The organism is Marinoscillum sp. HNIBRBA16962, from assembly GCF_057801515.1.
Window position 1 is genome coordinate 3,331,954 of the sequence record NZ_CM173603.1, and the last position, 13,803, is coordinate 3,345,756.

A 13,803-nucleotide genomic window follows, 5' to 3' on the forward strand; every position below is an offset into this window, starting at 1 on the left:
GGCCAAACTGTAACTATACTTCTTAAGATATGGACAAAAGCGTAAATCAAAGGTTTTCTTCAAAGCTGGCATTCCTGATGAGTGTTCTGGGTATAGCTATTGGGACGGGAAACATCTGGAGATTCCCTCGAATAGTTGCTCAAAATGGCACAGAAGAGGGTGCCGGGGCCTTTATTGCAGTTTGGATCCTTTTTCTGTTTGTCTGGAGTATCCCATTGATCATTGGGGAGTACATTATCGGCAGGAAATTTCGACTGGGCCTGGTCGGCTCTATAAAAGAAGCCACTAATGGAAAATTCACCTGGATCGGGGCCTTCATGGCCATGGTAGCTACAGCCATTACCTTTTTCTACTCCGTGGTGGTAGGCTGGTGTATCTATTATTTCATCTACATGCTCACACATTCGCTACCGGAAAACTCCCAGACTGCTTTGATGATATGGGAAAACTATCAAAACAGTGGTTGGCCATTGGTCACTCATACTGTTGCTCTCAGTGTTGGTGGGCTCGCTATTCTAAAAGGCGTGTCTTCTATTGAACGGATCAATAAGGTGCTTATACCCAGCCTGCTGGTGATACTGGTGGGCTGCATTGTACGAGCTTTAACACTGGATGGAGCGCTTGAAGGCATTACTTACCTTTTCACGCCGGACTGGAGTCTACTGGGTAACCCAAAAATATGGATCGAAGCGCTAACCCAAAACGCCTGGGACACCGGTGCAGGATGGGGGCTTTTTCTCACCTATGCTGCTTATATGAGCACAAAACAAGGCATTGTGAAAAACGCATTCTTTACCGGGATCGGTAACAACCTGATCTCATTGATTTCGGCAATTATTATCTTCGGGACGGTGTTTGCTGTGCTCAAAGGCGAAATGAATATGAGCAAGCCGGAAATCCTGGAAGTTGTAAAAACCAGCGGCCCGGCATCCACGGGTCTGACCTTTATCTGGATGCCTCAGCTCTTCGCTAAAATGTTCGGCGGCAGCATAGTGGCCATCATGTTTTTCCTGGGACTGACATTCGCAGGGTTCTCTTCGCTGATCGCCCAGCTGGAGCTCCCAAGCCGGATTTTTATTGACTTTGGTTTTTCGAGGAAACGAGCCATTTTCACTGTTGGGATAGTGAGCTACCTCATAGGAATACCCTCAGCGCTCAGTTTAAACATCTTGAGCAACCAGGATTTTGTTTGGGGTGTTGCATTGCTTCTTTCCGGAGTTTTCTTCGCCATTGTTTTGACGCTACACGGACTGGAAAAACTCCGTGAAAGTGAAAATGAAAACAGAAATGACGATTGGAAAATAAGGCCTGTATGGAAATATATCATAAAGTTCTTTATGCCAATTGGTGGGTCTATCCTGGTTTTTTGGTTTTTGGCTGATGCCACCCGGGTTTCAGACTGGTATGATCCGTTTTCTTCTTACAGCCTGATGACCTGTCTGCTGCAATGGACAGTCGTTATTGCTACATTTATTATCCTGAATAAGTGGATCAACCGCCAGATATCCTCTAAAGATCAGTAGGCAATAGGCAACTTGCAATAGGCAAAACTTAAGAAATGAAAAATGTCAACGGCCAACGGCCAACAGTCAACAGTCAGTTAGTCAATAGTCAAAACAATAAGCACATGAAGTATCTATCCTTTTTAATCGTATTACTGGCAATAACCAGCCAACTTTTTGGTCAGGAGTATACCAGACAAGACTCAATCAGAGGCAGCATTACTCCTGAGCGCGCCTGGTGGGATCTGAAATATTACCACCTGGATATAAAAGTAAACCCGGGGGATAGTAGTATCTCAGGAAGTGTGGATGTGGTTTATCAGGTGTTAGAAGGTAATAACACGCTGCAGATCGACCTGCAGCCACCCCTGGTGATCACGAAAGTCACCGGAAATAACGGACAAGCGCTGGAGGTAACGCACGAAGGCAATGCTCACTTCATCAAATTGAATGAGCCACAGGTAAAAGGTGAGGTGAATAAAGTAGTGGTCCATTATGGCGGTAAGCCGAAAGTGGCTGTCCGTCCTCCCTGGGATGGCGGCTTCTCCTGGGATGTGGATAAGGACGGAAATGAGTTTATCCATACCAATTGCCAGGGCATTGGCGCAAGCATCTGGTGGCCAAACAAGGATCATCTTTATGATGAGCCGGACAGTATGCTTATCAGTGTAAATGTACCGGGACACCTGATGGATGTATCTAATGGCCGCCTGAGAGGTGTAGACGAGTTGCCGGATGGAACCAAAACCTTTCATTGGTTTGTGTCCAACCCCATCAGCAATTACGTGATCAATGTAAACATCGCCAACTACACCCACTTCTCGGAGATTTACGAAGGAGAAAAAGGAGATCTCACCATGGATTATTACGTGCTGCCATACAACCTGGAAAAAGCCAAAAAACAATTCCAAGATGCTCCTCGCATGATGGAAGCCTTTGAGCATTGGTTTGGTCCCTATCCTTTTTATGAGGATGGGTACAAGCTGGTGGAAGTGCCAAGTACCGGAATGGAACACCAAAGCTCCGTCACGTACGGAAACCGGTTTGCCAACGGGTATCGGGGACGAGACGGTAGCGGTACCGGATGGGGAATGAAATTTGATTTTATCATCATCCATGAATCGGGTCATGAGTGGTTTGCCAACAACATTACCTACAAAGACATGGCCGATATGTGGATCCACGAAAGCTTCACGAACTACTCCGAGAGCTTGTTCATAGAGTACTACTGGGGCAAAGAAGCCGGTCAGGCATACGTACGAGGCAACCGGCGCGGCATCCAAAATGATGCAACTATTATCGGTGATTATGGCGTGAATGACAAAGGCAGCGGGGATATGTATGTAAAAGGTGGCAATATGCTCAACACCTTAAGGACAGTGATCAATGATGATGAAAAATGGAGAGCAATCCTTCGCGGGTTGAACAAAACCTTTTACCATCAGACGGTCACCTCAGCACAGATCGAAAACTATATCAGTGACCAGTCCGGAATGCAGCTTAAGCCATTTTTTGACCAGTACTTGCGTGATATCCGTATCCCTGTACTGGAATATTACTTCAAGGATGGAAAGCTGTTTTTCCGCTGGAACAATACCGTCGATGGCTTTGCTATGCCTGCAAAAGTCATCCTGGACAACCAGAAGTCAATTTGGGTCTCCCCTACCAATGACTGGAACAGCATCACAAGTGAACAATCAGATAGAATTTACCTGGAGCCCAACATTTATGCGGCTATTCTTAGGGTTACCACGTATTGAGGGGTAAGCAAAGCATGTATCGTTGTTTCCGTTTTGGAAACTTTTATTATCTTTGTAAAAAAGACAATGACTCTATTACTTATTCCAATAGATGAGGTTAATAGCGACCAGTACATTAAAAACGTACTATACAGAACATCCTGAAACTGAAACAGGATTGAAAATTTGGATACAAAAAGTAAAAAAAGCGAGCTGGGAAAAGCCTGATGATATCTTGAATACGTTTACTCATGCCAGACCAATTGGAAAAGGTAGAGTGATATTCAATATCAATAAAAATGATTACAGATTGATCGTTCAGGTTAATTATGATCGGCAATCAGTTTTTGTTTGTTTCATAGGAACACATAGTGAATATGATAAAGTTGACCCGGAAACTGTTTGGAATTACTAATAAGTTAAAAAAATTAATAGAGGAAAATGCACAGTGATATAAAACCAATCAGGAACGAATCTGAATACCGTGTTGCCCTTGATGAACTAAGGGAATTATTCATGGCTCCAAAGGGTTCGAAAGAATACGATCGTGCAGAAATTCTTGAGATTCTGATAGAAGATTATGAAGAAAAAAACTACACGATTGATAAACCGGACCCAATTGAGGCCATCAAGTATTCAATGAAAGAATCCGGAATGAATCAAACGGAACTCGGAAGAATAATTGGAGACAAGTCAAAAGTTTCACTTGTCCTTAACAAAAAGAGAAAACTTAGCTTAACAATGATTCGCAACTTACACAGCAAATTAAAAATCCCACTTGATGTATTGATAAAAGATTACCCTTTGGTGTAATTGTTGTCTAGACTATAGAAGTATCTAGTTCCATCAGCTTTCACAAGTACGGAATTACTACTCCACCGGCGGCAGTCTGCCTTCAAAACTCCAAGAGAAGGGATTTTCGGACTGATTGGCTTTATTGAAAAAAGAAAGACCGGAAAAATCCGGCCTTTCCTCATCGATAGTGATATCAATCGGTAACCATAAGTTTCTTTGTGATCACCTTACCACCACCCTCTATTTTAAGGATGTAAAGGCTACTGTTGAGTGTCAGCTGACTCTTGCTTAATTTCAATTGACGTTTGGTTCCTAGATCAAATTCAGAAATAATACTCCCCGAAAGTTCCAGGATCTTAGCCGAAACGTTCTCCCGATCTGCAAATCCATTCACCTCAATGGTAAACTCGGAATTCACGGGATTAGGGAAAATGAGCACTCCTTTCTGGTCATTCTGTGGAAGAGCCACATTGATTACCCTGGAAGAGCTGGAAGAACCGAATACTCTCCACTCCAGGATGCCTGTAGACTGACTTGTATTTAGCATGGAAAGACGCAGACGATCAGTAGTTACTCCTGACACATTAAGCGTATTCCACGCATCCTTTACTTTGGGCACATCCCCTGCATTTACCCAGGATGAGCCATCCCAATATTCAAGATACGCAGTAGTAGGTGTAAGTACACCACCATTGTCATCAAACCAGTAAACTTCTACGGAGGTTATGTCATACGATTGTGACCAGTCATACTGCACCCACTGTGTCAAATTGGGGTTATCCCAGTTGCCATAGGCCCCGCTCGACTTGTCGTTGGAGTTTGAAGGACTGGAATCATCATTGACTGCATCCAGGGTTTCCCAGGAAGATACGTAAGACGTAGAGGCGGTGGCACTCAAAGCAATATTAGAAGAGGTGCTTACAGCTGAGCCAAACACTCTCCATTCCAGGATTCCAGTAGACTGACTGCTATTCAGCATAGAAAGTCTCAGGCGATCAGTGGTTACTCCGGATACATTAAGTGCATTCCATGCGTCCTTTACCTTAGGTACACTGCCTGCGTTTACCCAGTTTGATCCATCCCAATATTCAAGATAGGCTGTAGTAGGTGTTAAAACCCCTCCATTATCATCAAACCAGTAAACTTCCACAGAAGTGATCTCATACTGTTGTGACCAGTCATATTGTACCCATTGAGTAGAGTTCGGATTATCCCAGTTGCCATAAGCCCCACTTGATTTATCATTGGAGTTTGAAGGGCTGGACCCATCATTCACGGCGTCTAATGTTTCCCAGGAGGATACGTAGGAAGTAGAAGCTGTAGCTCCCAGGGCTATATTATTGTTTCCAGGAGTTCCGTCAGGAATTTCCATTTCCTCATCTGATGCGTAGGGAGCAGAAAGGGTATTGATGTCTACATTGCTCTCATGTGAGGCTCCCAGACCATCTCCTTCCTCCCGGCCATTATTTGAATCAGGTTTTTGAAGGTAAACTCCGGAAGTAGCCGAAGTATTCTGGTTATCACCTCCCATAACGGCTGTACCTCCAATGGTTTGTCCCCATTCAAAGGCATTCCCTTTTACTATTGCACTTCCGTTAATGGTTCCGGAGACAATGGTTGCGCCATCCAATACTTGAGCACTGTTATAAATGTTAGCTGAACCTGAAACCCTGGCTTCATCAGCTACTACAGCATCATCATAAACCGAAACAGTGCCTCCAACAATCGCATGTCCCCTTACTATAGCATTTTCACTTACAGTAGCATTATCCGTTACCACAGCCCAATCCTCAATTCGGGCATTTCCACTTACGGTGGCATTCCCCAAAACTTTCGCATTAGGACCCACATAAGCACCTGATGATACGTTTGCGGAGTTTGCTACAAAGCCTCCACCATTGAAATGATTCGATCCTGAAACTCCGGAAGGCATTCTGAAATCGTTTTCGTATCCTTCTGGCACGGCATTCTTCAATGCCAACTCATAAGGGTACCGATACACTTTTGGGAAACCAGCTTCCCATCCATAGTTGGTATGCTCTGTAGGTGCTCCAACTACCACCAGGTACAATTCCACATCATCTGAAAATATCTCGGTTGAGATGATCTGCTGGTCACTACTGTATATCTGGCTGTAACGGACATTTCCTGAGTTGTCTTCTGTTACAAACCCATACCTCCATCCTGCATTATTGTTGATCCCCAACCCTCTGAAGTGGACATATACTGTTGCATTCCCATTGTTGTCTCTTTCCGGAAAAAGCTTAATGGCGTTGTAACCGTACTCCTGTGGAGCAAAATTGTCCGGAACAGCATATCGGCCTTTCGAAACATCAATCGGTCTCAGGAGTGTTTGAAAATGGATTGGTAAAAACTCGTTGTGGTTAGCCGCCACGTGGTTTCGCATGGCATTGCCGATCTCCGGGCGAATATCCCAATTGATCAAACGCATAGCACATTTAGCAAACAAATCGCTAAACTGCTCCGTGTCATTATTAGCAAATAGGCGAGTCATTGTCTCAATCTGGTGTTCCGGATCCTGACTCTGTAGCCATGTTTCTCCTAAAAAACCAGGGCCCAACTCAGCCTGAAAAGCTTCCAGTATGGGCCATGCCTCGTATCTACTCCTGGCATGGGTCAAAAAATAATTATAGGTCCGCATGTATAAACCAAGCGCCCCCGTAGGATTACTGCTTATTCCAGGTACTTGAAATGCCATATAATTAGCTGTTGTCTCCCAGAATGGTCCGCAGTAGATCCGGCTACCGTCTGGTCCGGGCTGATCCTGAAATCCATATTGGCCTGGTCCGTCAACCCCTGCCTGATAGGAAAACGAATGTCCCAACTCATGAGCAAACACAAAATTTGCCAAATGTGTAGGAGTTACCCACATTGCCCCGATTACTCCATCTACACCACTCCCGAAGGCCCCGCCTGTAGCAGGGTCTATCATAATGACAAATTTGTAGTTGTTGACATTGGCAGAAGGGTCTGTGGATGCAAACTTGAGATCATCATAAAAAAATTCATAAATCGTCTCACATGCATCCATTGCACCATAGTTAGGTGTTGTACTACTGGACCATAAAAAAAATAGATTATCTGTCTCGTAACTTCTCCCCATACAATATTGTGAGGAGCAATCATTGATCCCCGCCTGATGTTCCTGCGGGATATAAATTTGCTTTTGCGCGTATGCCGTGAGACATACCATTCCCATAATGAATAAAAGTATTAGCTTTTTCATAGTGTTCTTAATTTCAATTAAAAATTCACTGTGCTATTTTGCAGTAATTACAACCAGCTGGACATTCTTTAAATTACTCTTAAATAGCTAGTCTAAATCTAAGTAGCTAATAATGAGAATTCTACGCTGAAATAAACCTAAAATGATATTATTTTTACATTTAATGGTTTAACTATCCTTATTCACCTTTAAGAGCTTTGTGGTATTTCAGTGGAGAGTACCCGGTAAGGTCTTTAAACTTTCTGTTGAAGTAAGACAGGTTGTTAAAGCCTGACTGAAAACAGATCTCTACGATGGTTCGATCTTTGTTCAACAGCAGCTTACAGGCATTTCGTATCCTGATCTCGTTTAGGAAATCAAAATAGGTTTTGCGAGTTCGCTGCTTAAAAAACCTGCAGAAAGCTGAAGGTACGAGATTTGCTATTTGTGAAACCTCTTCAAGGGTAATTTTATCGTGATAGTGCTTAAAGGTGTATTGGATCACATCGTTTAAGCGTTTTCCATCACTTTCATCTATGCGCTGCCTGATCACCTCATTGTTCAGAAAGATAAATTCCGATGATTTGGACAAGTCGTTCAAAACCTCCAAAACCTCCAGAAAACGATCCAGTGAGTTCATTTCCAGCAGTTTATTCATCTGCTTCCCTATCCGCACCCGCAGATCCCCGGTTAATTTGATCCCTTGCTTGGCTGACTGAAAAAAATCCCTCACTTCCGCAAAGTTCAGCAACTCATTCCCGGGCAACTTCTCATCCAAAAAAAGATAAATAACGTCAGCCTGAAAATCCGTTTCGTCAAGGTAATAAGCTTCCTCATTTCTAAAGACATGAGGTATATTAGACCCAATGATAAAAACATCTCCCGGATGAAATTCCCCAATATGACCGCCTATTACTGCAGTACCAGAACTTTCCCTGATGTACATGATCTGTAGCTCAGGATGCTGATGCAGTGTATTGTAGAGATATTTCTGCTGATCATGCTGGACCATAATCGGCTCGCCGAAGTTGCGGGGTATTTTAAATGGCAGAACTTTCATTTATACGAATGAGTTGAAATTGCACCTATTTATACCAAAATTTTCATTTTCAGAAGAAAACATGGTTAAAATAGAGCAATTTCTGACTAACACACTTGTACAAATACTTAAAAAAGTGAAACTATTGTTTAATGAAAGGGTTGAATCTGCCCGGCTGCAATTCCGAGGAAGGGAGAATCAAAATTGAATCATAACATTTTGACTTTTGACTGCTAACTGTTAACCTTTGGCCATTTTATTGCCTATTCCTGATTACCAACACACACCGGCTACCGGTTTACTGCTCACTGCCATAGATTGCTAAAGATCCCCCCCGGGATGACTTTAAAAGAAGGAAAATGACCCTTACCTTGAACATTTTTAAGACTGTCACTCCCGGAGAACCGGTTGTCTTGTGGGTCTTGCCTTTTGTCTATTGCTTGTTGCACCTGACTTTTGACCATAATTTGGCCATTTGCATATTTAAACCTATCTCCCCTGTATTTCGTCTGATTCATCTCCTGAGGTATCTTCTCCACGAACCATACGAACACCATAGACCGGCCCGGCTTCACTATTTCCTTGACTTTTAATGGTGATCCGTACCTTTTCATTTCCTTCAGTAAGCTTTTCCGGGATCTTGTAAAAGATATCATAGAATCTATCTCCATGGAATTTACCCAGGTTTTCGTCAGCGATTTTCTCATCATCCACCAGGATATCAAACCGGCGATTTCGATTGTCCTGACCATAGTAGGTAAATACTAGCTGGTTTATCTCATTGGCATCTACTGCTAAGTCAAAAGCAAAATAACCGTCTCTCGCAGACCTGTATTTCCGGGTATGGGCCTCTCTGGTAAAAGTATTATCCCCTTCCAGGTTGTGATCGCGTTCTGGCTGCATTTCTCCTAGCCGCATGATGTCCACTGTTCTGGCTTCCAAAGCAGCCTGTACAGCTCTTTCTTTTTCCAGCTCAGCTTTGGCTTTTTCCCACTCCTCATCATCATACACATCCCAATACACGCTGTAATAATCCTCATAGAAATCATAAAATGGCCTAAACTCCACATCATTGGGCTTGCCCACGTTTGTTGAAGCAAAGATATTGTTCCCTTTAGGCTTTAGAAATTCGGAAACTTCTTCCGCATTGGTGACAAACGTGGGAATTCCTTCAGCCGGATCAGGCTCTTCTGCTCCAACATCGCCAGCCAGCATCACAGGTCCGTAAAAGAAAGCCATGCGGTTTTCGTTATCGGGCATAGTCCGGGCATAGAGTCCCATGGGAAGGTCAAAAGTCACTTTGTCTCCCTTTTTCCACTCGCGGTTGATAGCATAATACCCATACTCATCCACAGATGCGCTCACATTTTTACCGTTTACCTTAAACTGAATTTCAGACTCTGCCCATTCCGGCTTTCTAATCCGTATTGTGAATGTGGTTTTCTTTTCAGGAGAAACTGTTAATGTCACTCCAGCTTCTTCTGGGATATTGGAATCCAATGAAACCACCGTATTATTCTCTTTCCAGTTGAGTTCCGAAGGAATAAAAAGGTTTACAAACAGACTGCCATCTGCTCCTCTGAAATAAATGGTTTCACCGTATTTTACATGGTTTTCCATTCCGGTCCCCACACAGCAGGTAAACGAATTGTGAAATCCTTTTCTGGCACCCATCTTTAGCGGAACGAAATAGCAAACCTCCGCATTTTCACGATCCTGTGATGCTAGAATGTGATTATACAGCGCTCTTTCATAATAGTTCATGAGCTCTGCTGAGGGTTCGATAGCAAAAAGATGGCGAGTGAGTTTCAGCATGTTGTGCGTATTGCAAGTTTCCATCGTATTGTTTGTGAGCTTATCATTTAGCTCATCCTCAGAGCCTAAGTATTCATAGTTCGAATTTCCTCCCGGAGCATAGGTATGGTGATCCACCATGGTATGCCAGAAGAAATCAGCTATTGTAAAGTCATCACGCTCTCCTGTCAGCTCATAGCGACGTGCCGCTCCGATCACCTTGGGCACCTGGGTATTGGAGTGCTTGCCTGGTAGTGGATTTAACCGCTCCTGCAAAGGTACCATTACGAATGTATCGTGAAATCTTTTGGATAACTCCAGGTACTTGTCCTCGCCGGTAAGGGCATACGTATTAACAAGGGCTTCATTCATTCCCCCATACTCACACCTCAGCATCTCCTGAAATTCTTCATAAGTCAATCCTCTAAGCAGGTTATAGGCCCAATCCGCAAGGCCGATATTGACCTCCAGGGCTTTTTCATTTCCGGTATACAAATACGCATCCATCAGTCCGGCCATCTCTTTATGCAGGGTATACCACGGAGCCCAGCCGCCATTCAGGTCAAACCCTCTTGATCGGATATTACCTAAAGACACACGGTAAAACAGATCATCCCCCTCGGGGATAGCTGCAACATAGCCAGTACCTTTTGCCTCCTGAGCCCGGCCAAGCTCATCTACGGTATAGTTGATCCGGTTTAATGCCGCCGTGTCATTGCTTACTGAGTAGTAAAGAGACAAACCCGACAAATAATGTCCGAGGGAATGCCCGGCAAGCCCCCCACTTTCCCAGCTACCGTATTTTTCTGCTTTAGGCTCTAGTCCGGCATTGGACATAAATCCGGAAAGAAGTCTGTCCGGCTCCAGTGACAGCAACCATTTCACATGTGCATCCATGGCTTCTTTAAAGATGCTTTCCTTTAGCTGTACATCACTCAGATTAAACGAATAGGCTCCCAGCTCCACCTTTGGTTTTACCTTCATTTTTGTTTCTCCGATTTCAGGCACATAAGACTGGGCATACATATGTGGTATCACAACAAGAGAAAACAGAAGTAGTATAAATGCTTTTCTAAAGTTCATTTTGATGATATTAAATTAAGAAACAAATCAATCGGTGTACACTTCTGACCATGAAGGAGGGTCAACACCAAGTAAATTTTTAACAAAGAAGTCCTTCCGCTTACGCTCGCCATACTCCCCTCCACTTGTATGCCCCGCTCCAGGTATTACCACCAACTCAAACTCTTTATTGGCTTTCACCAGAGCATTCACAAACTGCATCGTAGAGGCCGGATCCACATTATCATCTAGCTCACCGAGTATCAGCATCAGGTCCCCTTTCATTTGATGAGCATTGACAATATTGGATGATTCAGAGTAGTGAGGTCCTATCTTTCCCATCCATTGCTCGTTCCACCAGATCTTGTCCATCCGATTGTCATGGCACCCACAGGAAGAAACTGCCACATCATAAAAATCGGGGTGAAAAACCAAAGCACCAGCGGAGCTTTGTCCACCTGCGGAGGTCCCGAATATCCCTACACGCTCCGTATCCATGTAAGAGTATTTTTTGGCAGCAGCCTTTATCCAAAGCTTCCGATCCGGGAAACCGGCATCTTTCAGGTTTTTATAGCAGACATCATGAAATGCTTTTGATCGGTTGCTGGTACCCATGCCGTCAATCTGAACCACAGTAAAGCCCAACTCTGCCATACCGTGCATCGACCACAAATAGGGCCTGAAACTTTTTGGAACAAAAGAACTGTGCGGTCCGGCATAGATGTATTCAATGACCGGATAAGTCTTACCGAGATCAAAATTAGATGGACGGACAATAATCCCCCAGATATCCGTCTTGCCATCCCTGGCTTTATTCACAAAGACTTCAGGGCTTTTCCAGCCATTATCTTCAAGCTTCTGAATATCCGCACTTTGTAAAGCAAGCAACTCTTTCCCATCAACAGCACTTTTTAAGAAGGTAATCGGAGGTTCATCTATGCGTGAATACTGATCAATAAAATACCGGTAATCATCTGAGAAAGTAGCCTCATGGGTTCCGTTTTCCCGGGTGAGCCTGGTGAAGTTTTTCCCATCGAATCCTATTTTGCAGTAATGTATAAAATAAGGATCCTGGTCTTTATCAAGCCCACTGGCCTCAAAAATAATCTCACGATTGGCTTCATCCACATGCACCACGTCTCTCACGACCCACTTCCCTTTGGTAATCTGGTTTTTTACTTTTCCTGTTTTGCCGTCATACAGATACAGGTGATTCCAACCATCACGTTCTGAAGCCCAGATCACCTCATTGGTACTATCCATATCATATCGGTACTTCTTCCCGCTGTAATCGATGAAAGTAGGGCTGGTTTCGTTGATGATCGTGGAGAGGTTTCCCAAAGTATCTACAAAAAACACTTTGTAGCTCTGATGTCCACGCTGATTGTATTCAAATGTGAACCCACTTCCATCCTTTCTCCACCGGACAGCATTCAGCGTAAACTGATCCAAAATGTCATCAGCAGGGACTTCCAGATATCGCTTGTTCACCACGTCAAACAACTGAGGGTAGCGTTGAGTCATTTCGTCTCCCGGCTTCAAATATTCCCGCTCCTGCAGCTTTGGCTGTAGCTGATCTTTTGGTGAAGACTCCACAAAGTAGATCTTGTTTTTTTCACCTGGGTCTATTCTTGTGGCTACCAACCTCCTGCTATCAGGAGACCACTCCATATAAGCAGAGTAATAATTACCCTCCGTGCCGTCATAGCTAAGCTGGTATTCCTCCTCAGTCTCTTTATTTTTGACTACTACATTGTAATCTTTGATGCTGGCCTCCCATTTTTCGTCAGGTGACTCTATAGGGTCATTTTCTAACTCGTCTCGGCTGTTCCCCCAGTAGCCATGACCGTTCCTGCCTCCGGGCTCTTTGATCTCTACCACCTTACCTTCATAGGAGTCCAGATCAACCGAAATCTTAGCAGAATCAATTTCAAATGTTGCTTTACCAGAATCAAGGTCAAGGTCCAGATCATCCAGATCCAGGTCATACGCCTCGAAAGGCTTTTCAAAGATCTCATGAAGTGCCTCAGCCATCTTAGCATGATCAAATGCTTCGGACTGGGTCCTGTTCGAAGCATCCACCATCAGATACTTTGTTCCATCAGCTTCCTTATTTCGATACCAGCAAAATGCCTTATCTTCTACCCAATGAAATGAAGAGGGGGCATTTAAAACCTTGCCTCTATATAATGTATCAAGCGCTAATGCTCTCTTATAGTCCTCCACAGCCCCCTGCGCCAGACACTTCTCAGACTGTAGGCTAAAACTCAGCAGGACCAGTATAACTACTAAGCCTCTCAACTTACTTCTCCTAATCATTTATTTAAGTTAGTTTAAATCTATCGAGTGATCGGAGATCGCTCCTAATGACATAATCATTCAAAAAATAAAGGTAGCACAGGCAAAAACGGATGTCTTTGCTTATTTTGACTTGTGATGGTGCTATTTTATCCGATTTCGGGTTAAAAAATCAGAATTTTCTTAAAATCGGAAAGGGTGGACTTCACTTGATGTTAGGTTAAGATCACTAATCCGATAACAAATCGTTTTTATTATCTCATTCTTCAGGAGTGGTCCCAATATCCTGCTAAAATAGTATCACAAAGCGTCAAAATTGAGAAAACCAGGGCACCCGGTATTGGCTAG

Annotated in this window: 8 protein-coding genes; 4 read left to right on the plus strand and 4 right to left on the minus strand. The window is 43.7% G+C overall.

The window, feature by feature from the left end; genetic code table 11:
- Positions 1 to 29: 29 nt before the first annotated feature.
- The 4 genes from AC3E9V_RS13890 to AC3E9V_RS13905 all read left to right on the plus strand — a co-directional run bounded on the left by AC3E9V_RS13890 (position 30) and on the right by AC3E9V_RS13905 (position 4,054).
- A complete protein-coding gene (locus tag AC3E9V_RS13890) occupies positions 30 to 1,523 on the plus strand; it encodes a sodium-dependent transporter (RefSeq protein ID WP_488748729.1) in 1,494 nt (497 codons plus the stop codon).
- A gap of 104 nt (positions 1,524 to 1,627) precedes the next feature.
- Positions 1,628 to 3,262, plus strand: coding sequence for a M1 family metallopeptidase (locus AC3E9V_RS13895; RefSeq protein WP_488753669.1), 1,635 nt, complete (start codon positions 1,628 to 1,630; stop codon positions 3,260 to 3,262).
- 91 nt (positions 3,263 to 3,353) lie between these two features.
- Positions 3,354 to 3,656 (plus strand): type II toxin-antitoxin system HigB family toxin, encoded by a 303-nt coding sequence (locus AC3E9V_RS13900; protein ID WP_488748730.1) that lies wholly within the window; start codon positions 3,354 to 3,356, stop codon positions 3,654 to 3,656.
- A 26-nt stretch (positions 3,657 to 3,682) separates the two neighbouring features.
- Complete coding sequence (locus AC3E9V_RS13905) at positions 3,683 to 4,054, plus strand: helix-turn-helix domain-containing protein (RefSeq protein WP_488748731.1); 372 nt, start codon at positions 3,683 to 3,685, stop codon at positions 4,052 to 4,054.
- 175 nt (positions 4,055 to 4,229) lie between these two features.
- Here the strand turns inward: AC3E9V_RS13905 and AC3E9V_RS13910 are convergent, their stop codons facing one another.
- The 4 genes from AC3E9V_RS13910 to AC3E9V_RS13925 form a co-directional block, all read right to left on the minus strand.
- The gene (locus AC3E9V_RS13910; protein WP_488748732.1) at positions 4,230 to 7,283 is read right to left on the minus strand and encodes a DUF6055 domain-containing protein; all 3,054 of its coding nucleotides are present in this window, start codon (positions 7,281 to 7,283) and stop codon (positions 4,230 to 4,232) included.
- Positions 7,284 to 7,461: 178 nt separating this feature from the next.
- Entirely contained in the window at positions 7,462 to 8,322 is an 861-nt protein-coding gene (locus AC3E9V_RS13915) for a helix-turn-helix domain-containing protein (RefSeq protein WP_488748733.1), read from the minus strand.
- 468 nt (positions 8,323 to 8,790) lie between these two features.
- Positions 8,791 to 11,178, minus strand: coding sequence for a beta-L-arabinofuranosidase domain-containing protein (locus AC3E9V_RS13920; protein WP_488748734.1), 2,388 nt, complete (start codon positions 11,176 to 11,178; stop codon positions 8,791 to 8,793).
- Between the two features lie 27 nt (positions 11,179 to 11,205).
- Complete coding sequence (locus tag AC3E9V_RS13925) at positions 11,206 to 13,476, minus strand: S9 family peptidase (RefSeq protein WP_488748735.1); 2,271 nt, start codon at positions 13,474 to 13,476, stop codon at positions 11,206 to 11,208.
- Between the last annotated feature and the right edge of the window lie 327 nt (positions 13,477 to 13,803).